This is a genomic window from Streptomyces asiaticus (assembly GCF_018138715.1).
In the GTDB taxonomy this organism is placed as follows: Bacteria; Actinomycetota; Actinomycetes; order Streptomycetales; family Streptomycetaceae; genus Streptomyces; species Streptomyces asiaticus.
The window spans coordinates 3,565,471-3,592,014 of the sequence record NZ_JAGSHX010000006.1 but is presented as its reverse complement, the minus strand read 5'-3'; the positions used below and the strand labels follow the sequence as shown (position 1 = coordinate 3,592,014).

The following is a 26,544-nucleotide window of genomic DNA, read 5'->3' as shown; positions in this document are numbered from 1 at the left end:
GCCATGCGCGCCCAGTTCGTCCTGTCGGAGATCGGCGTCGGTCTCCGCCGCAATCTCACGATGACCTTCGCGGTCATCGTCTCCGTGGCCCTCTCGCTCGCCCTGTTCGGCGGGTCCCTGCTCATGCGCGAGCAGGTGAGCACGATGAAGGGCTACTGGTACGACAAGGTCAACGTCTCGATCTTCCTCTGCAACAAGAACGACAAGGAGACCGCGGCCAACTGCACCAAGGGTGCGGTCACCGAGGCGCAGAAGCAGGAGATCGCGTCCGAGCTCAAGCGGATGAACATCGTCGAGTCGGTGCAGTTCGAGACCAGTGAGGAGGCGTACAAGCACTACAAGGAGCAGTTCGGCGACTCGCCGCTGGCCGCCTCGCTGACCCCGGACCAGATGCAGGAGTCCTTCCGCATCAAGCTGAAGGACCCCGAACGCTTCGACGTCATCTCCACGGCCTTCGCCGCCCGCCCCGGGGTGCAGGAGGTCCAGGATCAGAAGAAGCTGGTCGGCGATCTGTTCAACCTGCTCAACGGCATGAACTTCGCGGCGCTCGGCGTGATGACGCTGATGCTGATCGTCGCGCTGATGCTGATCGTCAACACGGTGCGGGTGTCGGCGTTCAGCCGCCGCCGGGAGACCGGCATCATGCGATTGGTCGGCGCGTCCAGCTTCTATATCCAGATGCCGTTCATCATGGAGGCCGCCATCGCGGGGCTGCTGGGCGCCGGTTTCGCCTGTGTACTGCTGGTGAGCGGGCAGTACTTCCTGGTCAACAACTGGCTGGTGGACAAGATCGATGTGATCAACTTCATCGGCTGGGACGCGGTGCTGGCGAAGCTGCCGCTGGTGCTCGCGATTGGCCTGCTCATGCCCGCTCTCGCGGCGTTCGTCGCGCTCCGCAAGTACCTCAAGGTGTGACATTCGCCTAGGGCGCCGTACCGGACAACCCCCGGTACGGCGCCTGTTGGTGCCCTACACTCACCGGCATGTCGGGCCCGTGTTTGTTCGTCCATCCCCGCCGCATTCGCCGCGGGGCCGCCCTGACATTGGTCTTCGCCAGCGTGCTCGCCACCGGGGCGGCCGTCGGTTCCTGGGGCGCCGAGCCCGGATCGCGCCGGGACCCCCAAGCCGCCCGGATACCGGCCCGCGCCTACGTCGGCGCGGTCGAGAGCGACCAGGTCAAGGCGGCCGCGGCCGCGGCCCAGGAGGACGGGAAGTCCGGTTCCAAGGCCGCTCGCGAGGTGGTGAGCCGCAGCGGAGACCGGTGGGGCGCGGTCTACAGCGCCCGTGAGTACGAGGGCTACCGCCAGACCCTCGACGGCGCTTACGTCGGCGTCGGGATCTCCGCCCGCCGGGACGTCCAGGGGCGGATCGCGGTGGAGCGCGTGGAGCCCGGCAGCCCTGCCCAGAAGGCCGGGATCCGGGCCGGTGACCGACTGCGCACGGTCGACCACAAGACCGTGACCGGGCGGCCCGTCACCGAGGTCGTGGCCCTGCTGCGCGGCCCCGCCGACGGCTCCCCGGGCACCCGGGTGGAGCTCGGGCTGCGGCGCGACGGCCACGAATGGACGCAGGAGCTCCGCCGGGCCCGGCTGACCACGGACCCGGTGACCGTCGACCGGCTCAGCGGCTACGACGACCACAGACCCGGCACCGTCCGGATCAAGGTCGACTCGTTCACCAAGGGCACCGGAGAGCGCATCCGGCGCGCGGTGCGCTCCATCCCCCGGGGCGACGGCATACTGCTCGATCTGCGGGGCAACTCCGGCGGGCTGGTCTCCGAGGCCGTCACCGCCGCCTCCTCCTTCCTCGACGGTGGCCTGGTCGCCACCTATGACGTCCGCGGTGACCAGCGAGTCCTCGACGCGCGATCGGGCGGTGACACCGACACCCCGCTGGTGGTGCTGGTCGACGGCGGCACCATGAGCGCCGCCGAGCTGCTCACCGGCGCCCTCCAGGACCGCGGCCGCGCCGTGGTCGTGGGCTCCCGGACCTTCGGCAAGGGCTCGGTCCAGATGCCCAGCGAACTCCCCGACGGCTCGGTCGCCGAGCTCACCGTCGGCCACTACCGGACCCCCGCCGGGCGTAACGTCGACGGCGAGGGCATCGACCCGGACCTCACGGTCAGTGGCGACGACGGCCCGTCCGCGGAGGCGCGGGCGCGCACGGTATTGAGTGGCCTCGGGGGCGGGTCCTAGTGCGAGAATGGCCTGACCATGGCTAAAGAGACGGGTCGCAAGCTGATCGCGCAGAACAAGAAGGCGCGGCACGACTATCACATCCTGGACACCTACGAGTGCGGTCTGGTGCTGACCGGGACCGAGGTGAAGTCGCTGCGCCAGGGGCGGGCCTCGCTCGCGGACGGCTTCGCCCAGCTCGACGGCGGCGAGGCGTGGCTGCACAACGTGCACATCCCCGAGTACAGCCAGGGCACCTGGACCAACCACTCGGCACGCCGCCGGCGCAAGCTGCTGCTGCACCGGGCGGAGATCGACAAGCTGATCGGCAAGACCCAGGAGACGGGCCACACCCTGGTGCCGCTGGCCCTGTACTTCAAGGACGGCCGGGCCAAGGTCGAGGTCGCGCTGGCCAAGGGCAAGAAGGAGTACGACAAGCGCCAGACCCTCCGCGAGAAGCAGGACCGCCGCGAGGCCGAGCGGGCGATCTCGGCGGCCCGCCGCCGCCAGCGCGCCTGACCAGCCGGAAGGCGTACCACGGTCGGCGGGAATGATGTGGCCTTGTCGCGCGTTGTTCACCTATGATGGCCCTGCGCCCCTCCAGGGCGTGGCACCACCTTTGAGCAGTACCTAATTCAATAGTGGGCAACATGGGGATGATCGGTTTCGACAGCGGCTGTCGAAGCAGGGGAAGCGAGCCGAGGAAGCGGCAATGATCTCGTTAACCATATGTCGCAACCAATAATCGCCAACACCAAGCGCGATTCCTTCGCCCTCGCTGCCTAAGTAGCGACTTGCGAAGTGTCAGCCCGGGGCTGTTCCCGACCCGGATCCTGGCATCGACTAGGGAACTAAACCACTAGACCCGGTCACGGGGTGTAGTGGGAAATCAAACAGTGACTGAGCCCGTCGGAGACTTGTCCGCGTGATCTCCGGGGCCGAGAAAATCACAGCGGACTGCGCTCGGAGAAGCCCTGATTCCGCACCGTTGGACGCGGGTTCGATTCCCGCCATCTCCACTCATCCCATCTACGACGAAGGGCCCCGCCACCACGGCGGGGCCCTTCGCCGCGTTCCGGCGCTCGGCCGTGTCGCGGCGCTCATCGGTGCTCAGCCGAGCCGGTGTTCCCAGCGCAGTGCGGGCCGGTCGCCGATCCAGTACGTATGCGAGCGGGGGGTGACGCGGAGCCGCACGGTGCTGATGTCGGGACGTTCGGCGTCCTGCCAGGCGAGGAGCGTCCGCTCGATGTCGTCCCACAGCGCCACCGGACCGCCTTGCCGGACGGTCCAGCCGGAGCAGTTCTCGGTGAACGCGGCGAAGGATTCGCGGTCGGCGTCGAACACGTAGCGTTGTGAGGCACCATCGCCGCCGGTGGCGCGTACGAGCTGGGCGCCGGGCGCGGCGAGCTGGGCGAGGAAGGCGGGCATCCACTCCTCCAGCAGCGTCAGTGGCACCTTCGCCTTGCGCTCGCTGTCGGCGTAGGAGGTGCGGGCCGAGAGGTCCCCGGCGAGTGGTTCGACGGCCTGGGAACGGGCCTGCATGAACGACGACTCCCCGATGATCCGCCCCTCGGCCGTGCCGTCGTCGTTCACGGTGACCTTGGCGAGGCCGGTGCCGTATGCCCAGGAGCCGGGCGCGAGGGTGGTGAGGATGGTGCCGCCCGGCCTGGTCTGGCGTACCCAGGTGTGGGGGATGCGGCGTACCGCACACGTGGCGATGACGCGGTCGTAGGGGGCGCGGCGGGGGTGGCCGAATAGCCCGTCGCCGGTCACGGTCCATGTGGAGTATCCGGCGGCCTCCAGGGCGGCATCCGCACGGGTGGCCACACCCGGGTCCACTTCGATCGTGGTGACGTTGTCCTCTCCGAGCCGGTGGCACATCAGGGCGGTGGAGTAGCCGGTACCGGTGCCGATCTCCAGCGCGGTGTCACCGTCCTCGATGTCCAGGGCCTCGATCATGCCGACGACGGTGACGGGCGTGGTGGACGACGACGTGGGCACGCCGGGAACGGGTTCGGTGGCCTGGTCGGCGGTGAGGTGCCCGTCCAGTTGTGTCACCAGGGACTCGTCGCGGTAGGCGATCTCGGACCATTCCTTCGGGTCGGTGCCGAGTGCGGTGGCGGGCCGCCAGTGCCCATCGTCGGCGGGCAGGAACACGCCGGGCCGGAGGAACAGCTCACGGGGTACGGCCTCGACCGCCGCGCGCCACTTCGGATGGGCGAGGACTTCTGCCTCCTGGAGCCGGTCGGCGAGGGCGCGCCGCTCCGGTGCGGTGTCGGGGGTCATCGGGAGGTGTCTCCTTGAAGTAGGTCGGCGAAGGCGGCGGCCATCGGCAGGCCGGTCCTCTCCTCCAGCCACCCCCATTGGCCGTTCGGGTTCAGCTCGAGCCAGTGGGGTTCGCCGTCGCGGTCGAGGGCGAGGTCAAAGCTCCCGGAGCGGAGGCCGAAGTGGTCGAGACAGGTGAGGAGCGCCTTTTCCAGCCGATCCGGCAGGTCTACCACGCGGTACGAGAGGGCGGAGTAGTCCTTGCGCCAGTCCAGCAGGCCGGAGTCGATACGGACGGCGAACGACTGCCGCCCGACGACCAGCACTCGAAGGTCGGCCACCTTGTCCACACGGGCCTGGAACAGGTGCGGTGCCACGGACACGCTGTCGTCGACCTCGTCGGCGGTGACCGGCTCTGCCCAGCTCGTCATGCCGATGCCGTCTCGCTCGTACGGGGTCCATCGCAGGGTCTTGGTGATCACTCGCCCGTGCGCGGCGATGAACCTGCGGGCCTCGCCGGGGTCGTTGGTCACCAGCGTCGCGGGCACGGTGAGGCCGAGGCGTACGGCTGTGGCGAGTTGGGTGGGTTTGTGGTCGGCCGCCGCGTTGCGGACGGGGTGGTTGACCCATAGCGGGCCGTCGAGGGCGTGGAGGACGCCCGCGATTCCGTGGCGGACCTGCGCGGCGGCATAGCGCGCGTCGTCCGCGTCCAGGTGCTCGAAAGCGGGCCAGACGGGGCGGCGCCAGTACACCGCCCGTACGTGTTCCAGGTCGGCGGCCCTCGACGGGGTACGGAGCCGCCCGGCCACCGGGGCGGTGGCCGGGCGCCCGCCGAACCGCGCCGAGATTGTCAGCTCCCCGGTCGGGAGGTCTGCGGGGTTGCAGCGGATCACGGGAATGCCGCGCTCGTTGAGGCGAGTGATCACCATGTCGGCGGTGATGTCGAGCGGTTCCGTGACCACCAGGACCGGTTTGGTGTCGGCCATCGGGCTGTCAGTCCTGCTGGGAGTCCTGGTCGGAGCCCGCGTCGTTGCGCGAGTCCAGGTTCGTCACGGTCGATGTCGAGGTGGCGGAGCTGGTGCCGTGCCTGCCCATCTCGACCACCAGGCCGGCACGGTCGCGGAACACGCCGGTCTGGGTGTCCGGGTCGATGGTGACGGTGATGAACGGCATCTCCCCCGCCGTGGGGTACGGGCCGAGTCGGCGCAGGCCCCACGGGCGGCCCGGGGCGGGCCGGTCCGGGGTGGCGCACTCCGCCCAGACTCCTTTGCCCCACGGCTTGGAATCGATGCCCCACCGGCAGGAGACGGCTTCCACCACGGTCATGCCGCGCCCGGACTCAGCGGTCTCGCTCGCCTGGACGACGCGCGGGACGGCGCGGGACCGGTCGAACGTGGAAATGCGCACGAGGTTGTCGCTGGGGCGTTCGACCTTGAGGCGGAAGCAGCCGCGCTGCTCGGGGTCGGGGATGCGGTGGGCGGTGTGCCGGATGGCGTTGGTGGCCAGCTCGGAGGTGATCAAGCGGGCGTCGTCCACCAGGTCCTCCAGTCCCCAGGCTCGCAGGGTCGCGGCGACGGACAGCCGCGCGATGCGCACGGACTCCTCGGTGCAGGGGAGCGACTGGGTGTAGGCCGGATGGCCGGTTCCGGTGGGGGTGAGCGGTGAGGGCTTGCTGATCATCATCGTGGTCATCTCGTCGGCCTTCTGGTGAGTGGGCCAGGCAGCGTGGCGACCTTGGGGAACGGGGCTCGCCGCATGCCGTTGGGAATGCCCGGGTCTGCCGCCGGGCGTGTCATCACCATCGCGGCCCACCGCCTCGTGCGGGAGCGTGAAGCGGCCTTCCGCACGCCGTGTGCCGAACCCGCACATGGCGTGCTTCTATACGCCCTCCCCACCCGCTCCCGGTATCCCTAGTGTCGTGTCTCCCGTTGTTCCGTAGGAGGTACCTATGGACGTTGGTTTAACGAGAGTTGACATCGGGTCGATCCTTCGTGGCGCCCGCTGCGCCGCCCGCCTCACTCAGGCGCAAGTCGGGCAGGCGTGTGGCTACTCCGCGTCGGCCGTCTCGCGGATCGAGTCCGGCCGCATGCGGCTCGACTACGCCGCGCTGGTGCGGTTCGCAGCGTTCTTGAACGTCCCACTCGACCGGCTCACCGCGACTCCTGTGCCGGACGCACCCACGGTCGATACGGTGGAGCGTCCATTGGGCGAGGAGGATGCGGTGCGTCGTAGGAATCTGCTCACCGGTGCGTTGGCGGCCGGGGCAACGGCCGTCGTAGGTGCCGCACCAGCCGGTGCCGCATCCGGCACCGCCGACCCGGCGGCCGGGCTTGAGGACGCGCTCTTCCGGCTCCCCTCCGCTGCCCCGGTTCCGCTGGCCTGCCTCGTCCAGCAGACGGCGGCCGCGCGATCGGATTTCTGTGCCGCTCGCTATGCCGCTCTGGGCCGCGCGCTTCCGGGCCTGCTCGCCGCAGCCTCGGCGACGCGGGACGCGTCGAGCGGGCGGGAGCGAGAGCGGGCGAGCATGGCGCTCGCGCGGGCATACGTGCTGGCTGCCGAACTGGCGCTCAAACAGCACAACGATGCGGCCTGGGTGGCCGCCGACCGTGCGCTGACCGCGGCCCGGGCCAGCGGCCACCCGGTTCCGATCGGTGAGTCCTCGCGGGTGCTCGCGATCACCATGCGGCGGTCGGGGCGTAGCCCGGCCGCGGTGCGGCTGCTCACCCGGGAGGCGGCCGATTTGGATGCCGGGCAGTCCCCGACCGGGGCTGTGCGCACGACGCTGATGTTGACGGCCGCGTACACAGCGGCCAGCAGCAGGGACCGCGCCACGGCCCTGGGCCTGCTGGACGAGGCTCGGGAGGAGACAGAGCGGTGCCAGGCGGTACCGGGCCTGTTCACCGTGGACGTCAGCCGGACGCAGGTGGACGTGTATCGCATCGGCGTGCTCAACGCACTCGGCACGCCTGACGAGGGTGTGAAGGTCGCCGCAAGGCTGAACATCGACTCCATGCCGACGGCGGAGCGCCGTGCCCGTGCCTGGACGGACACAGCCCGCATGTGGCACGCCCTCGGCGACCAGCCGCAGACCTTCGCGGCGCTCCGCCGGGTGGAGCAGGAGGCGCCGCAGGAAGTGCGGCGGCCGGCGCTGCGGGCCCTGACGGCGGACCTGTTGCACACGCCCGCGCGCGTGCCGGGCGTGCGGGAATTCGCGGCCCGCACCGGGGCCCTGCCGGACTGACGCGGTGGAAGGCAGCGTGAGCCTCGTCCGGATCGGGGACGTGGAGTCCGTGTGGGATGACCTGGTCGGGATCTACAAGGAGTGCTGGGCGCACAAGCTCCACCTGCCGCACTACGCCCCGGAGACATTCGGGGAGCGGCTGCACCGGCATGCCGCCGAACCGGGGTGGGAGGCCGTGGTGGCGTATGACTCGGGTGAGCCCGTCGGCTATCTCTACGCCAACCGGCTCACCGGAGCGGACGACCGCTGGTGGCGGCGTACGCGTCCGGCGCCCGGGCCGGAGCTGGTGGGGGCTTCCACCGTCGCGGTGAAGGAGATGATGGTCCGCCGACCGTGGCGCGGGCGGGGGATCGCCCGCCGGCTGCACGACGTCCTGCTGGCCGGGCGGGCCGAGACGCAAGCCTCGTTGATGGTGAACCCGCTGAACGAGGACGGGAAGGTGCAGGCCCTCTACACGGCGTGGGGATACCGCGCGGTGGGCACCGCGCAGTCCTCGCCGGAGGCGCCGGTCCTGACGGTGATGGTTCTCAGCTGATGTCGAGGACCGCCTTGCCGTGGAGGCGGCGGTCCAGGAGGGTCGCGATGGCTTCGTCCGCGCGGTCCCAGCCGCCGCGCCAGGCGATCTGCGGGTCCAGGTCGCCCGCCGCGAGGCGCTCGCCGAGCCAGGTCAGGTCCGGGCCGATGTCAGGGCGGTCGAGGAGGTAGAAGGTGACGATGGAGCGGTTGTGGCGGCCTTCGTTGCCGTAGAGGGCGCCGAACGGGAAGGTCTCGGGCTGGCCCGTGACATGGCCGACGGAGACCAGGGTGCCGTGCGCGGCGAGCTTGTCGTACGCGGCCACCAGCTGTGGTCCGCCGACCATGTCCACGACTCCGTGCACCGGCTCGCCGACCTCCTCCGGCTTCGCGATCACCTCATGCGCGCCGAGCGCCCGTAGGTCGTCGCCGTGGGTGGCGGGATCGCCGGTGGTGGCGATGACGTACGCGCCGCCGAGCCGGGCGAGCTGGACGGCGTACCGGCCGACCCCGCCGGTGGCGCCCGTGATCAGGATGCGCCGGCCGAGGGTGTCGCCGATCCGGCGCAGTGCGCGCAGGGCGCTGCCGCCCGCGACCGGGATGGTGCTGATCGCGCCGGGGTCGGCACCGGCGGGTGGGAGGCCGAGCGTTCCGGTGTCCACCGCGCGCAGCTCCGCCCAGCCGCCGTCCGCGCCCAGGGTGACGACGGGGGTTCCGGCGGCCGGTCCCGAGCCGTCGGCGGCCGCGCGCTCGACCACTCCGGCGGCGTCCCAGCCCAGCACGGTGCCGTCGGGGGCCTCGGTCCGGTGGGAGACCTCGCCGTAGTTGAGGGACGTGGCGGTCACCCGGACCAGGGCCTGGTGGGGGGCGGGTTCGGGGTCGGCGGCTTCGCCGATGCGGAGGCCGGAGGGGGAGGAGTGGTCAACGAGCAGGGCGCGCATGGCGGTTCGCCTTTCCGGTGAATGATGGCGACATCAGTTATGCCACTGAGTGGCAAACGCGTGCAAGTGGCATCGTCGATGACGGCTACACTTTTCGCCGTGACTGCCGCTCCCAACTCCTCACTGCGCGAACGCAAGAAGCGGCGCACCCGTCAGACGCTGATAGACACCGCGCTGGAGCTGTTCACCCGGCGCGGCTTCGGCGGGGTGACGCTGGATGAGCTGTGCGAGGAGGTGGAGGTCTCCAAGCGCACCTTCTTCCGCACCTTCACCAGCAAGGAAGATGTCGCGATGGCCCCCGACCAGGATCTGTGGCGGGCCTTCCTGGAGGAGCTGGAGACCGCGGAGCCGGACGGGCTGCCGGTGGTGGAGCTGGGGCGGGACGCGCTGCTGGCCGCGCTGGCGCGGATGGACGACGAGGGCTGGGCCCGCCGGTTGCTGCTCAGCCGGCGGCTGGCCGAGCGGACGCCCTCGATGGGCGCGCACGGTTTGCAGTTCTGCGAGGCCACCACACAGGAGGCGCTGCAGATCCTGCACCGCAGGTTCGGCCTCGGGGGGCCGGGCGACCTGCGGCCGCGGCTGGCCGTGGACATGCTGATCGCCGCGTTCCACGGGGCGCTGGCGAGCTGGGTGGCGCGGGCGGATGAGGCCGACGCGGCGGTTGGCGCGGGCCGTACCGAGCCGCCCACCGCCGGGGAACTGGCCGACCGCCTCCGCGAGGCCGTCGCCGCCCTCCCCGCGAGCCTCGCCCTGACGGCCGCGGATGGCGGGGACGGCGGGGACGGTGGTTGATGTTCGGGCCCTGGGCAGCCCGTGGCCGGTCCGGCACTGCCCCGCCCACAGCGGGTGACCTCGCGCCCCGCCCCGCGAGCGGTGGTCAGCTGAAGGCGATCACCAGGCCGAAGCCGAGGAAGAGCGTGCCGCCCAGGGTCAGGCCCGCCGCCGGGCCGAGTATGTGGCGCCGCATCCATACCCGGGCCTTCTGCGACTCGCCCGGGAGGTACCTCACGTCCACCCTCCGGCCGGTCGCCAGGCCCAGGCCGACGCCCTGGATCGCGGTGGTGAACTCCACCACGTAGCCCTGGTGGTCGTGGAACCGGATGACCGGCGTCTGGGTCGGGTGCCGGTTCCGCTCCCGGCGGTCCACGACGTTGGCGACCACCACGCCCTCCGTACGGACCCCCTCGCGGCGCAGCCTTCGCACCAGCCGGGCGTCGCGGACGGCGCAGGCGTAGAGCAGCAATCCGACCGCGACGCACAGCAGATCGGCTCCGGGCACGGCCATCAGTGGTTCGTTTCTCGTCGTGTTCGGTGCCCCCCTCTGACACAGGGGACGCGGTGATCCGGAACTTCGGTTGCCACCTTCGGGCGCTCTGTCGCGAAGGGGCGGGGTGCGGGATCCTCCCGTGACATGAGCAGACCCCTGAACCGTCGTGTGAGCGGCTGGATCTGGCCCCTCGTCGTCCCCCTCGTCATCGGACTCGCCTTCACCCTCACCTGGAGCTCGCCTGCCGGTGCCGACGCCTCCCGCGCTGCGGACGCCTCCCGCGCCGGGATCGGCGACGCCATCGACACCATCCTCGCCGACCCCCTGCTGAAGGGCGGCGCGGCCGGGGTCGTGGTCGCCGACGCCGACTCCGGTGCCGTGCTCTACCGGCACCGGCCCGACGACCGGCTGATGCCCGCCTCCAACACCAAGCTGTTCACCTCGGCCGCCGCCATGGGGCTGCTCGGTCCCGACCACCGCTTCCGCACCGATGTGCTGACCGACGGCACCCGCCACGGCCGTACGCTCCGGGGCGATCTCTACCTTCGCGGCACCGGCGACCCCACGATGCTCGCCGGGGACTACGACCGCCTCGCGAAGGGTGTCGCCGACGCGGGGATCACCAAGGTCAGCGGGCGGCTGATCGCCGATGACACCCGCTTCGACGCGCAGCGGGTGGGCCGCTCCTGGGCGGCCGACGACGAGTCCTCGTACTACGCGGCGCAGATCTCCGCGCTGACCCTCGCCCCCGACACCGACTACGACGCGGGCAGCGTCATCGTGGAGGTCACCCCGGGCGCGGCGGCCGGCGACCGGCCGAAGGTCACCGTCACACCGCCGAACGCGTACGTACGGATCGACAACCGCGCGACCACCGGAGGCGGCGGCGGAAGCGGCAGCCTCACGGTCGAGCGGCAGCACGGCTCCAACACCATCACCGTCAGCGGCGCCCTCCCGGCCGGGGCGGCGACCGCCAAGGAGTGGGTCAGCGTCTGGGCGCCCACCGGCTACGCCACCTCGGTCTTCGCCGACGCCCTCGAACGGCACGGCGTCCGCGTGGCCGGGCCCACCCGCCTCGGCCGAGCCACCCCGGCGGACGCCCAAGAGCTCGCCTCGCACCGCTCCATGCCGCTGAAGGAACTGCTCATCCCCTTCATGAAGCTGTCCAACAACATCCACGCCGAGGCGCTCACCAAGGCCATCGGCTATGCGACGGCCGGGCGCGGCACCTGGGACGCGGGGCTCGCCGCCATCGCCGACTGGCTGAAGAAGCAGGGCGTGGACACCGGCGCGGTGCGCCAGGTGGACGGCTCCGGGCTGTCCCGGATGGACAACATCGCGGCCGGGCGCCTCACCGAACTGCTGCTGTCGGTGCGCGACCAGCCCTGGTACGCCGACTGGTACGCCTCGCTGCCGGTGGCCTGCGCCCCGGACCGGTTCGTGGGCGGCACCCTGCGTACGCGGATGTGCTCCACCCCGGCGGCCGGGAACGCGCGCGGCAAGACCGGCTCCCTGACCGGCGCTTCCGCGCTCTCCGGCTATGTCACCGACGCGGACGGCAGGGAGCTGGTCTACAGCGTCGTCCTCAACAACTACCTCGCCCCGTCCGTGAAGAACCTGGAGGACGCGATCGTGGTGACGCTCGCGAAGTCCGGCGACGGCCGTGCGGAGGCGGTGCGGCCCCGTGCCGTACGGGGTGCCACGGCCGCCACGGCCGACGCCGGACTCGAATGCTCCTGGGTCAAGCCCCGGAGCTGCTGAGGTCAAGCCCACCACCGCTGAGAGGCAGCGGCACCGTCAGCACCGCCGTCCCCGCCGCCGCCTCCGCGGACGGGCCGCCGGCCACCTCCAGCCGCCATGGCGCCGAGGTGCCGGCGGCCTCGGCGCGCAGCACCGCCCCGTCCCGGACGACGGTGAAGGTGGCGGCCGTCGTGCCGTCCGGGCGCGGCACCCGCACCGTGACCGGGCGGCCCGCCGCCGGTTCGTACACCCGCAGCGTGACCCCGTCCGCCCAGTCGGTGTCGGGGCGGTCGTCGGCCGCGCCGAACGGGATCACCGCGCCGGGACGGGCCAGCAGCGGGACGCTGTGGAAGCCGTGGGTCTCGCGCACCCAGCGCGGGCCGCGCACCGTCCGCCCGCTGGGCACATGCGTCCAGACGCCCTCGGGCACGTAGTACGTCACCTCGCCCTCGTCGTCGAAGACCGGGGCGACCAGCAGGTCCCCGCCGAGCATGTACTGCCGCTCGAGACCCGCGCACCCGGGGTCGTCCGGGAACTCCAGGACCATGGCGCGCATCACCGGGATGCCCTCGGTGTGCGCCTGCCGCGCCGCCTCGTACAGATACGGCATCAGCCGCAGCTTCAGCCGGGTGAAGTGGCGCAGCACCTCGACCGACTCCTCGTCGAAGAGCCACGGCACCCGGTACGAGGACGAGCCGTGCAGTCTGCTGTGCGAGGACAGCAGCCCGAAGGCGATCCACCGTTTGAACAGGGCCGGGTCCGGGGTGCCCTCGAAGCCGCCGATGTCATGGCTCCAGAAGCCGAAGCCGGAGAGGCCCAGCGAGAGCCCGCCGCGCAGCGATTCGGCCATCGCCTCGTAGGTGGACTCGCAGTCGCCGCCCCAGTGCACCGGGTACTGCTGGCCGCCCGCCGTGGCCGAGCGCGCGAAGACCACCGCCTCGCGCTCCCCGCGCCGCTCGCTCAGCGCCTCGTGGACGGTGCGGTTGTAGAGGTGGGTGTAGTAGTTGTGCATCCGCTCGGGGTCGGAGCCGTCCGCGTAGACCACGTCCAACGGCACCCGCTCGCCGAAGTCGGTCTTGAAGCAGTCCACGCCCATGTCCAGCAGCGCGGTCAGCTTGGCCGCGTACCAGGCGCGGGCGGCCGGACTGGTGAAGTCCACCAGCGCCATGCCCGGCTGCCACAGGTCGCACTGCCACACCGACCCGTCCGGCCGCTTCAGCAGATGCCCGGCCGCCTTGCCCTCGGCGAAGAGCGGGGAGCGCTGGCCGATGTACGGATTGATCCAGACGGAGATCTTGAGGCCCCGCTCCCGCAACCGCCGCAGCATGCCCGCCGGATCGGGGAAGACCCGCGGATCCCAGGTGAAGTCGCACCACTGGTACTCGCGCATCCAGAAGCAGTCGAAGTGGAAGACGGACAGCGGCAGCGCGCGCTCCGCCATGCCGTCCACGAAGCCGGTGACGGTCTCCTCGTCGTAGGAGGTGGTGAAGGAGGTGGACAGCCACAGCCCGAAGGACCACGCGGGCGGCAGCGCGGGGCGGCCGGTGAGCGCGGTGTAGCGGCGCAGGATGTCCTTGGGGGTGGGCCCGTGGATGACGTAGTACGTGAGCTCCTGGTCCTCGGCGCTGAACTGGATCCGGGAGACCGCCTCCGAGCCGACCTCGAAGGAGACCCGTCCTGGGTGGTCCACGAAGACGCCGTAGCCCGCGTCGGTGAGGAGGAACGGGATGTTCTTGTACGCCTGCTCGGTGGCGGTGCCGCCGTCGGCGTTCCAGATGTCGACGGCCTGGCCGTTCCTCACCAGCGGGCCGAAGCGCTCGCCGAGCCCGTAGACGGAGGTGCCGACCCGCAGCGCGAGCCGTTCGCGCAGGTGGTGGCCGCCGTCGGCGGTCTCCATGATGCCCGTGTCCTTGACGCCGCTGCTGGTGAGCGTGTGCCCGGCGGCCTCGAAGTCCATCCGCCAGGGTCCGGTGCGGGCGAAGCGCACCGAGAGCGCGCCCGAGGTGAGCCGGGCCTCCCCGTCGTCGCAGCTCACCTCGGCGTCGTACGTCTCGTGGGCGATCTCGAACGACGGGCCGCGCTCGACCCCGCCCGCGAAGTGGGTGATCCGGACGGCGATCACATCGGGCATGGGGGCGGTGCAGGTCAGGGTGAGGGCGGGACCCTTGAGCAGATCGCCGCGGTGGCGTACGGGATGGGTGGGGGCGTGGACGGTGAGGGTGCCGGGGCCGGTCTCCACGTCGAGCACCCCCTGGGGGTAGGCGGCGTGGACGCCCTCGCGCAGTCTCCAGTAGCCGTCGCTGAACTTCATGCGGGCCTCCTCGTCATTTGACCGCGCCCATGGCGATGCCACGGGTCAGGGTCCGCTGGAAGATCAGGAAGAAGCAGAACGCGGGGAGCACCCCCAGCAGGGCGGCCGCGTTGGTCATGGTGGCGTCCATCAGCCGCTGGCCCTGGAGGACGCCGAGCGCCACCGAGACCGTCTGGTTGTCGTTGGAGATCAGCATCACCAGGGGCAGCAGGAACTCGTTCCAGGTCCAGATGAAGAAGAAGACCAGCAGCACCCCGATGGTGGGGCGGCTCACCGGCACCACGACCCGCCACAGCACCTGCCACTTGGTGGCACCGTCGATCCGGGCCGCCTCGATGACCTCCCTGGGGAAGGCGCCGAGCACGGAGGAGAGCAGATAGGTGCCGAAGGCCGACTGGATCACGGTGAAGACGATGATCACGCTCAGCCGGGTGTCGTACAGGCCCACCTGCTTGGACAGGTAGTAGACGGGGTAGACCAGGGCCTCCTGCGGCAGCATGTTGGCCAGCACGAAGAAGGCCAGCACCCAGGGGCGGCCCCTGACCCGCCCGATGCCGATCGCATACGCGTTGAGCACCGACAGCAGTGCGGCGAGCACCGCCACCGAGCCGGAGATCAGCGCGGAGTTGAACAGCTTCCGGCCGAAGTCCACTCGCTGCCAGAAGTCCCTGAGGCCGTCGAGGTGGATCCCCTCGGGCAGGCTCAGCGGGCCGTGCGCGGAGTAGTCGGCGGGCGATTTCACCGCGTTGAGGGCCACCACGAGGAAGGGCAGCACCATGAGGGCGGCCGCCACGATCAGCGCGGCCAGCACCGGGAAGCGGGCCGGGGCGCGTTGTCCCTTGACGGCGTTCACCGGTCCTCCGACGGCGTTCACCGGTCCTCCGACGGCGTTCACCGGTCCTCCGACGGCGTTCACTGGGCCCTTGACGGCGTTCACCGGTCCTCCGCCCGGGTTTGCAGGCGCAACGCCACCAGGGCCAGCGCCAGGATGATCACGGTGAGGGCGGTGGAGACCGCGGAGCCGTACCCGACCTGCGTCTTCTCGAAGAAGGACTGGAAGGAGAAGTACGAGGGGACGTTGGTGGCCCCACCCGGCCCGCCCTTGGTGAGCACATACACCGCGCCGAAGACCTTGAGCGCCGCGATGGTGCACCACAGCAGCACGACATAGATCTCCGGGCGGATCTGGGGCAGCGTCACATGCCAGAACCGCCGCCACCACGAGGCCCCGTCCAGCTCGGCCGCCTCGTGCAGGGACGGGTCGGCGCGCTGGAGCCCCGCCATGAAGACCACCAGCGGAAAGCCGAGCTGGACCCACACCATCACGGCCATCACGCTGTAGAGCGCGAAGTCCGGGTCGCCCAGCCAGTCCTGGCGCAGCGAGCCGAGCCCGACGGTGCCCAGCGCCTCGTTGAGCGCGCCGTTCTCCGGGGCGAGGATCCAGCTCCAGACGATTCCGGCCACCGCGATCGGCAGCACCTGCGGCAGATAGAAGCAGGCGCGCAGCACGCTCGCGGTGCGGGTGCCGATGTGTTTGGCGATGTAGTCGAAGAGCGCGGCGGCGAGCACCAGGCCGAGGGCGGTGGGGAGCACCGCCATCGCCACCACCATGGCCAGGCTGTGCCGGAAGGACTCCCAGAAGGCGGAGTCGTCCAGCAGATCGCGGTAGTTGGCGAGCCCGGCCCACTTGGGGCTGCCCACGCCCTGCCAGTGGGTGAGGCTGATCCCGGCGTTCATCAGGAACGGGACGACGATGACGGCGAGGAAGGCCAGCGCGCCGGGGAGCAGGAACAGGGCGTACGGATACTCGCGGCGCCGTAGCGGCGGTGCCTTGCTGTGGGAGCTCATCGGGAGCTCATCCCTTCGGCGCGCCCGCGTCGTACGCCTTCTTCAGCGCGTCCAGATAGGCGTCGGGCCCGGCGCCGCCGGTGATCAGCTTCTGGGTCTCGGAGACGAGGACGTCGTAGAAGCCGGGGACCGGCCAGTCGGGGTAGAAGGCGAGGCCGTCGCCGTCGGCGTAGGTGGCGAAGTCCTTGATCAGGGCCTTGGACTTGGGGTCGGTGATCGCCGAGGGATCGGCGGCCACGGGCACTCCGCCGTTGTTGCCGAGGGTGTTCTGGATGCCCTTCTTCATCGTGATGTCGATGAAGTCGTAGGCGAGCTCCTTGTTCTTGGCGCCCTTGGGGACGACCCAGAGATTGCCGCCGGAGCCGAGGGTGAGCTTGGAGCCGGGGAAGGGGAAGGTGCCCCACTCGTCCTTCATCTCGGACTTGAAGCGGCCGAACCACCAGCTGCCGGAGAAGAACATCGGATACTTCCCCGCGATGAAGGCCGCGCCCGCGTCCTCGGCCTTGGCGCCGCTCGAGCTCTTGGCGATATAGCCCTTCTTCACCCAGTCGGCGAAGGTGGTGGCGCCATAGGTCCAGGCGGCGTCGTGGAAGTCCGGCTTGCCCTGGTACTGCTCGTAGGCGTCCACCCAGGAGCGGTCGGCCTTGGACAGGGCGAGCTGGTAGACGTACTGGTGGGCGGGGTATTCGGCGCCCGCGCTCGCCAGCGGGGTGACGCCCTTGTTCTTGAACGCCTTCAGGGCGGCGGTGAACTCGTCGAAGGTGGTCGGGACCTTGATGTGGTGCTTGGTGAAGAGGGTCTTGTTGTAGAAGACCATCGTGTACTCGGCGTAGTTGGGGATCCCGTACCAGTTGCCGGAGCCCATCACGCCCTGGGCGTCATAGCGGCTGGTGGTGCGCACGCCGGAGCTGAGCGGCTTGTCCCAGCCGCGCTTGGTGACCTCGGGGGTGAGGTCGGTGAGCAGGCCCTGCTTGGAGAGCAGCCCGGTGGTGGCGTTGCCCTTGTTGTACTCCATCAGATCGGGTGCGTCACCGGAGTTGAGGACCATCGAGGCGGTCTTCTGGATCTGTTCGAAGCCCTTCTCCTCGACCTTCACGGTGACGCCCGGATGGCTCTTCTTGAACTCCTCGATCGCCTGCTTCCAGGCGATGCCCATGGCGCTGTTGGGCGCCTCGTAGTGCCACAGCTTGAGCGACTTGCCGTCCCCGGCCTCGTCCCCGCCGTCCCCGCAACCCGCGATGACCAGGGATGCCGCGAGCGCGGCCGCGATGGTGGCCACCGTTCGTTTCGTCCGTTTCCGTGCCGTCAACATCCGCTGCCTCCGAGAGGGTTGGAAGGAAGGGCGCATGTGCAACGTTCGTCGAAGCGCTTCGATGGGGAGAGGTATACGAGGGGTGGTAGAGATATGTCAATGCCGTTGACAAAACGGGCGCACCCGGAAACGCTGTGGGCCTCAGCCCTTGTGGACCTGGCGCACCGTGCGGAGGAAGGCGCCCAGGACGCTCGGGACCGGGCCGAAGCGGTGGGCCAGGTGGAACTCCAGCCCGGCGGCGGCCGGTTCCAGCGGCAGCAGGGTCACCCCCACATGCCGGAAGCGCCGCATCCCCGCCGGTCCGATGCCGATGCCGAGCCCGCAGGCGACCAGCCCCAGCAGGGTGTGCAGATTGTGCGCCTCATGCGCGACCCGCGGCTCGACCCCGGCGGCGCGGCATACGGCCAGCGCCACATCGGCGGCGGCGGGCTCGGCCTGCCGCGAGGAGAGGATCAGCGGCTCGCTGTCCAGCGCCCGTACGGGCACGGCCGCGGCGCTGGTCAGCGGGTGGCCGGACGGCACCGCCGCCACCAGGGTCTCCCGGCCGAGCGGCAGGCTGGTCAGCCGCCGCCGGGCGGCCGCGGGCGGTGGGCCGCAGACGACCCCGGCGTCCAGGCTGCCGTCCAGCAGCGCCTCGATCTGCCGGGCGCTGGGGAGTTCCCGCAGCTCCAGCCGGACCTGCGGGCGACGGGTCCGGAAGGCGGTGAGCACCTCGGGCAGCACGGCGGCCAGCGCGGTGCCGAGGAAGCCGATGGCGAGCGAACCGGTCTCACCCCGCCCGGCGTCGGCCGCGTCCCGTACGGCGAGGTCGAGGTGGTCCAGCACCTGCCGGGCCCGGGCCAGGAACGCCTCACCCGCGGCGGTGGGCCGCACCCCGTGCCCGGTGCGGTCGAAGAGCCGTACGCCCAGCTCGGTCTCCAGCGCCTTGATCTGCTGGGACAGCGGGGGCTGCCGGATGCCCAGCGCGGCGGCGGCGCGGCCGAAGTGGGCGTGCTCGGAGAGGGCGAGCGCGTAGCGGAGATGGCGCAGCTCCATAACAGCCAAGCCTATATCTGATCGCGAATAATCCCTTCAGGTCTCATATATCAAAGAGGAAAGCATCGTCGCGCCGGTGTTCGACTGGCCCGCATGAGCGAAACGCTGGAACACCACGAGACGACGATCGAAGGCGTACGGCTGCACTGGGTGCGGGCGGCGGGGCCGGGAACCCCCGTCGTGCTGCTCCACGGCTGGCCGCAGACCTGGTACGCCTGGCGCAAGGTGATCCCCGAACTCGCCCGCCACCACGAGGTGTTCGCGGTGGACCTGCCGGGCCTGGGCGACTCGGGCTCCTCCCCGCGCGGCCACGGCGTCCGGATCGCCGCCGACCTGCTCGACGCCTGGCGCGCCGAGCTGGGCCTGGACCGGGTCCATGTCGTCGGCCACGACCTGGGCGGCCCCATCGGCTACGCGTGGGCCGCCGCCCACCCCGCCCCGGTCCGCAGCTTCACCCTGCTCGCCGTGCCACTGCACGGCTTCGGGCTGAGCGAACTGATCGCCCGCGCCGGGCTCTGGCACTTCGGCTTCTTCTCGGTGCCCGGCCTCGCGGAGCGGCTGGCGGAGGGCCGGGAGCGGATCCTGCTGGAGCACTTCTACGGGCATGCCCTGGAGGCCGGGGCCATCCGCCCCGCCGATGTCGACACCTATCTGCGCAGCTACACCCGCCCGGGCCGGCTGGCCAACGGCTTCGCGTACTACCGCAACGCCCCCGCCGATACCGCCGCCCTCACCGAACTCGCCCGCACCCCGCTCCCGATGCCCACCCTGGCCGTCGGCTGCGGCCGGGCCGGCGGCCCGGCCCCCGTCCACAGCCTCGGCCAGGTCGCCCCGGCGACCCGCGGCGCCGTGATCGACGACAGCGGCCACTTCCTCCCCGAGGAACGCCCCGGCCCCCTGTTGTCTCTGCTCAGGCCCTTTCTGGCGGAGGCCGATGCGTCATGACCGCCCGCTCGGACCGGGCACCGCACCGTAGCCGGGCCGCAGCCGGTCCCGCCCCGCCCAGGCGATGGCGAAGGCGAGGGCGGCCGCGGCCGCCGGGGTGAGGTAGGCGGAGGTGGCGCCCAGATGGTCCACCGTCCAGCCGCCTGCCGCGGCGCCCGTGGAGATGCCGATGAGCAGACCGGTGTAGACGGTGGTCATCCCCTCGTTGAGGCGGGCGGCCGGGATCAGCCGGTGGACAAGGGTCATACCCGTGATCATCGTGGGGGCCGTGGCCATGCCCGCCAGGAAGAGCAGCGGGGCGAGAGTGGCGAGGCCGCGGGCGGTCAGGAGGGGGAGGACGGCCACGGCCATCGCGGCCACGCCCGCCACCAGGCGCCCTCCGGCCGTACCGCGCGGTGGCAGCGCGCCGAAGGCCAGCCCGGCCGCGCAGGACCCGGCGGCCTGGAGGGCGAGGACGGCGCTGCTCGCCGTGGAGCCCCCGTACGAGCCGACCGCGGCGACCGTCGCCACCTCCATCGAACCGAAGACGGCGCCGGTCGCGAGGAAGGTCATCAGGACGACCCGCAGACCGGGGGTGAGGAGGACGCGGCCCCGGGCGGGGCGCGGATCCGGCGGCGGTTCGGTGCGGCGCTGGGCGGCGAACAGCAGGGTGCCGACGAGCAGCAGCGCCGCCGCCGTGACCAGCCCCGCCTCGGGGCGGACCGCCGTGCACAGCACCATGGCGAGCGCGGGCCCGGCCATGAAGCAGACCTCGTCGACGACCTGCTCGAAGGAGGCGGCGGTGTGCCGGGCCGCCGGGTCCTCGCGGTGCAGCGCGGCCCAGCGGGCGCGGGTCATCGAGCCCAGGCTGGGCACGCCGGACGAGCCCACCGCGCAGCAGAACAGCGTCCAGGCCGGGGCACCGAGGCGGACGCAGAGCACCATGGCGATCGCCCCCGCCACGAAGACGAGGACGGCGGGGACCGCGACCCCGGCCTGTCCGTACCGGTCGACCAGGCGACCCAGCAGCGGCCCCGCGACCGCCGTCGCCGCGACTCCGGTCGCCGAGACGGCGCCCGCGAGCGCGTACGAGTCCCGGACCGTGGCGATCATGAGCACCGTGGAGACGCCGAGCATCGAGCCCGGCAGCCGGCCGACGAAGGCCGCGAGAGTGAAGGCGAGCGCGCCGGGGGCGGCGAAGAGGCGGCGGTACGGGGTGAGTGGCGACCGGCGGCGGCGCCGTGCGGCGGTGCCGGGGTGGGCGGGGCCGGAGGGGCGGGGGACGACGGGGCGGGAGGCGAGGAAGAGGATCACGTCACTACGGTCCCGGGCCCGGCCGGGGGCGGTCCAACACCTGATCGGGAGCCATTCACGCATCTGTGTTGTCAATGCCGGCCGGGTGAGGATCGCGGGGTGCGTCGGTCACCATGTGCGGGTGAACCGGGACATCGAACCGCGCCTGCTGCGCGCCTTCACCACCGTCGCCGACGAACTGCACTTCACCCGCGCCGCCGCCCGCCTCTACGTCGCCCAGCAGGCCCTCAGCCGCGACATCCGGCGCCTGGAGCGGGAGTTGGGCGCGGAGCTGTTCGTCCGTACCACCCGCCAGGTCGCCCTCACGGTTGCGGGTGAACGGCTGCTGCCGCACGCCCGGCGGGTGCTCCGGGCCCAGGACGATCTGGCGGCGGCCTTCAGCGGGGCCGGGCGCCGTCCGCTGCTGGTGGACGTGAGCGCCCCGGTGAGCACCGGAAACCAGGTGCTGGCGGAGGCGCGGCGTCGCATCGGCCCCGAGACCGAGCTGGTGGCCCGCTTCCACAGCGGGCTGGCCGGGGCCGCCGCCGAACTCCTCGCCGGACGCCTCGACGTCTCCTTCGGCCGGGCCCGCGGCCTCGACCCCGCCGTGCTCGCCCGGCTGGACCACCGGCTGATCCGCTATGAGCGCATCGCGGTGGTGCTGCGCGAGGACCACCCGCTGGCCCGGCTCGAGGAGATCCCGCTGGCCGCGCTCGCGGGCGAGACCCTGTACGCGGCGGCGGGCAACGACACCACCACCGAGTGGACGGACCTGGCCGCCCAGCTCTTCGCGGGGCGCGGGATCGTGATGGCGGAGCCGTTCCCGGAGATCGACGGGGACGAGGAGTTCATCCGGGTGGTGACCAAGCGCCGCTGGTCGGTGCTGGCGAGCGAGGTGTTCACCCATCTGCCCGGCGCGGTGCTGCGGCCCCTCGCCGAGCCCGTTCCGCTCTCACCGGTCTCCATCGTGTGGCGCAAGGGCCTCGTCCACCCCGGCCTGGACGCCCTCCACGCGGCGGCCCGCGCGCTCGCCACCACGTCCGGCTGGCTCCACCGCCCACCGGGCGCATGGCTGCCGCGCCCTGAGGCGGACTAGGCGGCCCGCGGGAAGTGCCGCGAGGTGCGGTCGTTCATCCGCGGCTGCGTCGTGGCTGGTCGCGCAGTTCCCCGCGCCCCTTCGGGCACGTCCCTTGCCTGCGCCGCTGTCGTCACCGGCCCGTTGTCGGAGGCGTGGTCTACGGTGAGGATCGTCCTGGCCCCATCGGTCGAGTGCGAGGAGTATCCGGAGTGACCCCTGAGCAACTGCGGTCCTTCTGCCTCTCCTTCAACGCGGTGGTGGAGGAGTTCCCGTTCTCCCGGCACCCCGAGGTCTCGACCTTCAAGGTGCTCGGCAAGATCTTCGCCCTGACGACGCTGGACGCGCGTCCGCTCACGGTGAATCTGAAGTGCGACCCGGCGGACGCGGGCCGGCTCCGCGAGGGGCACCCGGAGCTGATCGTTCCGGGGTGGCACATGAACAAGCGCCACTGGAACACGGTGACGGTCGACGGCGGCCTCCCGGACCGGCTGGTCCGGGAGCTCATCGAGGACTCCTACGACCTGGTGGTCGCGGGGCTGCCGAGGGCCGAGCGGCTCCGGCTCGACCGGCCTTGAGGGTGTCGTGGTCGGTCTCGAGGGTGCCGCGGTCCTGGCTCTCAAGGGATTCCGGGAGCTCGGGAATCCCCCTCACCGCCACCCGGCCCCCCGGGTGAGAGCAAGGTTTCGTCCGTGTCACCTGCCGCCACAGCCCGGAAATCCGCCGTCCCTACCGTCTGTGGCGACACCGAGAACTGTGGAGGCGTGATGACTGCCCCGACCACCACCGCCGCGCGCAAAGGGGGCCGCTGGATCGAGCAGTGGGACCCGGAGGACGAGACGTTCTGGAGGGAGAAGGGCGAGCGGATCGCCGCCCGGAACCTGGTCTTCTCCATCCTCTCCGAGCACATCGGGTTCTCCATCTGGAGCCTGTGGTCGGTGATGGTGCTGTTCATGGGGCCGGAGTACGGCGTCGACCCGGCCGGGAAGTTCTTCCTGGTCGCGATGCCCACGCTGGTCGGCGGGGTGCTGCGGGTGCCGTACACCTTCGCCGTCGCGCGGTTCGGCGGGCGCAACTGGACGATCGTCAGCGCCGGGATGCTGCTCGTGCCCGCGATCACCGCCGCCGTGGTGATGGAGCCCGGGACCTCGTACACCACGTTCATGGTGGTCGCGGCGCTCACCGGGGTCGGGGGCGGCAACTTCGCCTCGTCCATGACCAACATCAACTCCTTCTACCCGCTGCGCAGGAAGGGCTGGGCGCTCGGGCTCAACGCGGGCGGCGGCAACATCGGCGTGCCCGTGATCCAGCTGATCGGACTGCTGGTGATCGGCACCGCCGGGGCGGCCCACCCACGGCTCGTGCTCGCCGTCTACATCCCGCTGATCGTCGTCGCGGCGGCGCTCTCGGCGCTGTTCATGGACAACCTGGCGCCGGTGCGCAACGACGCCGGGGCGGCCAAGGAGGCGGCGCGGGACGCCCACACCTGGATCATGTCGTTGCTCTACATCGGCACCTTCGGGTCGTTCATCGGCTACAGCTTCGCCTTCGGTCTGGTGCTCCAGAACCAGTTCGACCGCACCCCGCTCCAGGCCGCCTCGCTCACCTTCATCGGCCCGCTGCTCGGCTCGCTCATCCGCCCCGTCGGCGGCCGGCTCGCCGATGCCCACGGCGGCGCGAAGATCACGCTGTGGACCTTCGCCGCCATGGCCGCCGCGACCGTCGTGGTCGTCTACGCCTCCGCGCAGAAGTCGCTGGCCGTCTTCCTCGTCGGCTTCATCGCCCTCTTCGTCCTCAGCGGGCTCGGCAACGGCTCCACCTTCAAGATGATCCCCGGCATCTTCCAGGCGAAGGCCGTGGCCCGCGGCCTGACCGGCGAGGAGGCCGCGGCCTACGGGCGGCGGCTGTCGGGCGCGGCGATGGGGCTGATCGGGGCGGTCGGCGCGCTCGGCGGGCTCGGGATCAACCTCGCCTTCCGGGAGTCGTTCGCGAGCGCCCACTCCGGGACCCCCGCCTTCGTCTCCTTCCTCGGCTTCTACGCGGTGTGCTCCGCGGTCACCTGGGCCGTATACCTCCGTGGCGCGCGGCGCCCGGCAACGGTGCCCGCCGGGCAGGCGGGTGCGCATGATCCGCGGTCGGAGCGGCAACCCGCCTACGCGGACATCTGAGCGGGGCGCCCAGGGAACTCCGGACGTCCTACGGGCGGGCGTCCCAGTGGTTTCGGGGCGTACGGTCGGCCGGGGAAGCCCGCCGGCCGTCCACTCCGTTACGCCTGGGAAACCTCCGTGAACCGCCACCGACACGGGACGGCGACACGATGCGGAACCGAAGGCGCCCATACACGACTGAATCGGGAGATCGGAAGATCGGGACGAGAGCCATGCACCGAGAACAGACCGGAGCCGCGGGCGACGACGAGCTGCCCGTCGGCCCTCTCGCCGGATTCACCGTGGGGGTCACCGCCGCGCGCCGCGCGGATGAGCTCGGCGCCCTGCTGCAGCGCCGTGGCGCGGAGGTGATGCACGCGCCCGCGCTACGGATCGTGCCGCTGGCCGACGACTCCGAACTCCTCGCCGCCACGAAGCAGTTGATCGACAGCGCGCCCGATGTCGTGGTCGCCACCACCGCCATCGGCTTCCGCGGCTGGGTCGAGGCCGCCGACGGCTGGGGTCTGGGCGACGCCCTGCTCGACCGGCTGCGCCAGGTGCGGCTGCTGGCCCGCGGGCCCAAGGTGCGCGGGGCGATCCGGGCCGCCGGGCTGACCGAGGAGTGGTACCCGGCCTCGGAGTCGATGGCCGAGGTGCTCGAGCGGCTGCTGGACGAGGGCGTCGAGGGGCACCGCATCGCCGTCCAGCTGCACGGCGAGCCGCTGCCCGGCTTCGTCGAGTCGCTGCGGGCCGGGGGAGCGGAGGTGGTCGGGGTGCCGGTGTACCGCTGGATGCCGCCGGAGGACATCGGGCCCGTGGACCGGCTGCTGGACGCGACGGTGGCCCGGACCCTGGACGCCGTCACCTTCACCAGCGCGCCCGCCGCCGCGAGCCTGCTGGACCGGGCGGAGCGGCGCGGGATGCGCGCGGAGCTGCTGGACGCGCTCCGCCATGATGTGCTGCCCGCGTGTGTCGGGCCGGTCACCGCGCTGCCGCTGGAGGCCCACGACATCCCCACCTCCCAGCCCGAACGGTTCCGGCTCGGGCCGCTGGTGCAGCTGCTGACCGCGGAACTTCCCGGGCGGGTGCGGCCGTTGCCGGTCGCCGGGCGGCGGCTGGAGATCCGTGGCCACGCGGTGGTCGTGGACGGGGAGCTGCGTATGGTGCCGCCCGCCGGGATGGCGTTGCTGCGGGCCCTGGCCCGGCGGCCCGGCTGGGTCGTGGCGCGGTCGGAGCTGCTGCGGTCGTTGCCGGGGGCGGGGCGTGATGAACATGCGGTGGAGACGGCGATGGCTCGGCTGCGGACGGCTCTCGGCTCGCCGAAGCTGATTCAGACGGTGGTCAAGCGGGGGTATCGGCTGGCGCTCGATCCGTCCGTCGACACGAAGTATGGGGGCGCGTAGCTGTTCTGTTGCCGGGGCTCCGCCCCGGACCCCGCTCCTCAAGCGCCGGAGGGGCTGGAGTATGGGGCTCTGCCCCGGGGCCCGCTCCTCAAGCTCCCCCAGCTACCGCTGGGAGGTGCCCCTGGAGGGGCTGGAGTTCCGCTTCTGGGGGGTTACGGGTAACCCGCGAGGCGGGCACTCTGAGGGGTGACCGGATCGGGCCTTCCCCGAAGGGGTGACAGGAACATGGCGTCGGCGTCGGCCTACGACCTGCGGTTCGACTCGGGGCGGATCTGCCTGGACCTGGTGGCCACGGTCGGCGGTCGGCTCAGCGAGGCGCCCGTCGAGCGGCTCGGCGGGGTGGAACCCCTCAGGGCGTGGCTGCTGGGCGCCGGGCTGGTGCCCGGCGGCACCTCGCTCGAGGCCGTGGACCACCGCTGGCTCATCCGCTTCCGGGCCGCCCGCGACCTGCTGCACCGCATCGTCCACACCGAGGTCGAGGGCCATGCCGCAGCCGCCGATCTGGAGCGGATGAACGCGCTGGCCGCCACCGCCCCGCCCGCCCTGCGCGCCGTACGGACCCCCGACGGCGCCTTGGTGAGCGCCCTCGCGGGGAAGCCGGACTGCGGCGCTCTGCTCTCCCAGATCGCCCGGGACGCGGTGCAGCTGCTCACCGACCCGGTGGCGCGCGGGCAGTTGCGGCGCTGTGCGGGGGAGACCTGCTCGCTGGTCTACCTCGACACCTCGCGCGGCCGCCGACGCCGCTGGTGCTCGAGCGAAGTCTGCGGAAACCGCGAGCGGGTCGCTCGTCACCGCCGTCGGGTAAACCCAAGCATCAGCAAAGCATGAGCGATATTCAGCCATGACCCGGACATGACGCAGGCCCCGGATGGGGGGACCGGGGCCTGCGGGGCGGATTTGGGGAGGGAGCCCTTCCTGGTGGCCGGCGCCCGCCCGGCGTCGGCCTTACTCGGACTCAAGTACGCACCGCACAGGGGGAGATGTTCAGCCCGGGAATGGGATGTACATCACACGTGTGTCGATGAACGCCGAGCGTTTCCAGCCCGTACCCCCCT

The 26,544-nt window shown here is 71.6% G+C and carries 24 protein-coding genes and 1 other RNA gene; 14 read left to right on the top strand and 11 right to left on the bottom strand.

Going from position 1 to position 26,544, the window contains the following annotated elements:
- Positions 1-3: 3 nt before the first annotated feature.
- The 4 genes from ftsX (at position 4) to ssrA (ending at position 3,196) form a co-directional block, all read left to right on the top strand.
- Positions 4-915 (top strand): permease-like cell division protein FtsX, encoded by a 912-nt coding sequence (ftsX, locus tag KHP12_RS22565; protein WP_086883933.1) that lies wholly within the window; start codon positions 4-6, stop codon positions 913-915.
- A gap of 68 nt (positions 916-983) precedes the next feature.
- Positions 984-2,195 carry a S41 family peptidase gene (locus KHP12_RS22560; RefSeq protein ID WP_086883934.1) on the top strand — a complete coding sequence of 404 codons (1,212 nt, stop codon included), beginning with the start codon at positions 984-986 and terminating at the stop codon, positions 2,193-2,195.
- Between the two features lie 18 nt (positions 2,196-2,213).
- Entirely contained in the window at positions 2,214-2,693 is a 480-nt protein-coding gene (gene smpB / locus KHP12_RS22555; RefSeq protein WP_079257863.1) for an SsrA-binding protein SmpB, read from the top strand.
- A 133-nt stretch (positions 2,694-2,826) separates the two neighbouring features.
- Positions 2,827-3,196: a transfer-messenger RNA gene (ssrA, locus tag KHP12_RS22550) on the top strand.
- A gap of 88 nt (positions 3,197-3,284) precedes the next feature.
- On the opposite strand, the gene tgmC is transcribed toward ssrA, so the two are convergent.
- Genes tgmC through tgmA form a run of 3 tightly spaced genes read right to left on the bottom strand, consistent with a single transcriptional unit; the run spans position 3,285 to position 6,131 of the window.
- On the bottom strand, positions 3,285-4,460 hold the full coding sequence (gene tgmC, locus KHP12_RS22545) for an ATP-grasp peptide maturase system methyltransferase (RefSeq protein WP_211833566.1): 1,176 nt from the start codon (positions 4,458-4,460) through the stop codon (positions 3,285-3,287).
- Complete coding sequence (gene tgmB / locus KHP12_RS22540) at positions 4,457-5,425, bottom strand: ATP-grasp ribosomal peptide maturase (protein WP_037954777.1); 969 nt, start codon at positions 5,423-5,425, stop codon at positions 4,457-4,459. Before tgmB ends, tgmC begins: the two co-directional genes overlap by 4 nt.
- Before the next feature lie 7 nt (positions 5,426-5,432).
- Entirely contained in the window at positions 5,433-6,131 is a 699-nt protein-coding gene (gene tgmA, locus KHP12_RS51230; RefSeq protein ID WP_241787800.1) for a putative ATP-grasp-modified RiPP, read from the bottom strand.
- Between the two features lie 256 nt (positions 6,132-6,387).
- On the opposite strand from tgmA, the gene KHP12_RS22530 reads away from it, so the two are divergent.
- Positions 6,388-7,680, top strand: coding sequence for a helix-turn-helix domain-containing protein (locus KHP12_RS22530; RefSeq protein WP_086883936.1), 1,293 nt, complete (start codon positions 6,388-6,390; stop codon positions 7,678-7,680).
- 16 nt (positions 7,681-7,696) lie between these two features.
- Complete coding sequence (locus KHP12_RS22525) at positions 7,697-8,215, top strand: GNAT family N-acetyltransferase (RefSeq protein ID WP_237514890.1); 519 nt, start codon at positions 7,697-7,699, stop codon at positions 8,213-8,215.
- On the opposite strand, the gene KHP12_RS22520 is transcribed toward KHP12_RS22525, so the two are convergent.
- The gene (locus KHP12_RS22520) at positions 8,208-9,134 is read right to left on the bottom strand and encodes a zinc-binding dehydrogenase (protein ID WP_086883937.1); all 927 of its coding nucleotides are present in this window, start codon (positions 9,132-9,134) and stop codon (positions 8,208-8,210) included. The genes KHP12_RS22525 and KHP12_RS22520 overlap by 8 nt on opposite strands.
- 99 nt (positions 9,135-9,233) lie before the next feature.
- Between KHP12_RS22520 and KHP12_RS22515 the strand changes: the two genes are divergently transcribed.
- Complete coding sequence (locus tag KHP12_RS22515; protein ID WP_244203103.1) at positions 9,234-9,926, top strand: TetR/AcrR family transcriptional regulator; 693 nt, start codon at positions 9,234-9,236, stop codon at positions 9,924-9,926.
- An 85-nt stretch (positions 9,927-10,011) separates the two neighbouring features.
- Here KHP12_RS22515 and KHP12_RS22510 read toward each other — a convergent pair whose 3' ends face one another.
- Positions 10,012-10,419: a DUF3592 domain-containing protein gene (locus KHP12_RS22510; protein WP_211833563.1), complete on the bottom strand. Its 408-nt coding sequence runs from the start codon at positions 10,417-10,419 to the stop codon at positions 10,012-10,014.
- Positions 10,420-10,545: 126 nt separating this feature from the next.
- Here KHP12_RS22510 and dacB point away from each other — a divergent pair, with 126 nt between their 5' ends.
- The gene (gene dacB / locus KHP12_RS22505) at positions 10,546-12,162 is read left to right on the top strand and encodes a D-alanyl-D-alanine carboxypeptidase/D-alanyl-D-alanine endopeptidase (RefSeq protein ID WP_086883940.1); all 1,617 of its coding nucleotides are present in this window, start codon (positions 10,546-10,548) and stop codon (positions 12,160-12,162) included.
- Here dacB and yicI read toward each other — a convergent pair.
- The 5 genes from yicI to KHP12_RS22480 all read right to left on the bottom strand — a co-directional run bounded on the left by yicI (position 12,143) and on the right by KHP12_RS22480 (position 18,647).
- A complete protein-coding gene (gene yicI / locus KHP12_RS22500) occupies positions 12,143-14,452 on the bottom strand; it encodes an alpha-xylosidase (protein ID WP_086883941.1) in 2,310 nt (769 codons plus the stop codon). The two genes, dacB and yicI, sit on opposite strands and share 20 nt — an antisense overlap.
- A gap of 13 nt (positions 14,453-14,465) precedes the next feature.
- A complete protein-coding gene (locus tag KHP12_RS22495) occupies positions 14,466-15,230 on the bottom strand; it encodes a carbohydrate ABC transporter permease (protein ID WP_086883943.1) in 765 nt (254 codons plus the stop codon).
- A 155-nt stretch (positions 15,231-15,385) separates the two neighbouring features.
- Positions 15,386-16,300 (bottom strand): carbohydrate ABC transporter permease, encoded by a 915-nt coding sequence (locus KHP12_RS22490; RefSeq protein WP_210609365.1) that lies wholly within the window; start codon positions 16,298-16,300, stop codon positions 15,386-15,388.
- 7 nt (positions 16,301-16,307) lie between these two features.
- On the bottom strand, positions 16,308-17,612 hold the full coding sequence (locus KHP12_RS22485) for an extracellular solute-binding protein (protein WP_086886502.1): 1,305 nt from the start codon (positions 17,610-17,612) through the stop codon (positions 16,308-16,310).
- A 141-nt stretch (positions 17,613-17,753) separates the two neighbouring features.
- Positions 17,754-18,647: a LysR family transcriptional regulator gene (locus KHP12_RS22480; RefSeq protein ID WP_086886503.1), complete on the bottom strand. Its 894-nt coding sequence runs from the start codon at positions 18,645-18,647 to the stop codon at positions 17,754-17,756.
- A gap of 93 nt (positions 18,648-18,740) precedes the next feature.
- Between KHP12_RS22480 and KHP12_RS22475 the strand changes: the two genes are divergently transcribed.
- A complete protein-coding gene (locus KHP12_RS22475) occupies positions 18,741-19,592 on the top strand; it encodes an alpha/beta fold hydrolase (RefSeq protein ID WP_086886504.1) in 852 nt (283 codons plus the stop codon).
- Here the strand turns inward: KHP12_RS22475 and KHP12_RS22470 are convergent.
- On the bottom strand, positions 19,587-20,885 hold the full coding sequence (locus tag KHP12_RS22470; protein WP_210609363.1) for an MFS transporter: 1,299 nt from the start codon (positions 20,883-20,885) through the stop codon (positions 19,587-19,589). The genes KHP12_RS22475 and KHP12_RS22470 overlap by 6 nt on opposite strands.
- Before the next feature lie 121 nt (positions 20,886-21,006).
- Here KHP12_RS22470 and KHP12_RS22465 point away from each other — a divergent pair, with 121 nt between their 5' ends.
- The 5 genes from KHP12_RS22465 to KHP12_RS22445 all read left to right on the top strand — a co-directional run bounded on the left by KHP12_RS22465 (position 21,007) and on the right by KHP12_RS22445 (position 26,317).
- Positions 21,007-21,960, top strand: coding sequence for a LysR family transcriptional regulator (locus KHP12_RS22465; RefSeq protein WP_210609361.1), 954 nt, complete (start codon positions 21,007-21,009; stop codon positions 21,958-21,960).
- A gap of 191 nt (positions 21,961-22,151) precedes the next feature.
- The gene (locus KHP12_RS22460) at positions 22,152-22,517 is read left to right on the top strand and encodes an MmcQ/YjbR family DNA-binding protein (RefSeq protein ID WP_037954790.1); all 366 of its coding nucleotides are present in this window, start codon (positions 22,152-22,154) and stop codon (positions 22,515-22,517) included.
- Positions 22,518-22,706: 189 nt separating this feature from the next.
- Positions 22,707-24,107: a nitrate/nitrite transporter gene (locus KHP12_RS22455; RefSeq protein WP_086884667.1), complete on the top strand. Its 1,401-nt coding sequence runs from the start codon at positions 22,707-22,709 to the stop codon at positions 24,105-24,107.
- Between the two features lie 212 nt (positions 24,108-24,319).
- The gene (locus KHP12_RS22450; RefSeq protein WP_086884668.1) at positions 24,320-25,489 is read left to right on the top strand and encodes a uroporphyrinogen-III synthase; all 1,170 of its coding nucleotides are present in this window, start codon (positions 24,320-24,322) and stop codon (positions 25,487-25,489) included.
- A 225-nt stretch (positions 25,490-25,714) separates the two neighbouring features.
- The gene (locus KHP12_RS22445) at positions 25,715-26,317 is read left to right on the top strand and encodes a CGNR zinc finger domain-containing protein (protein ID WP_086884669.1); all 603 of its coding nucleotides are present in this window, start codon (positions 25,715-25,717) and stop codon (positions 26,315-26,317) included.
- Positions 26,318-26,544 lie beyond the last annotated feature (227 nt).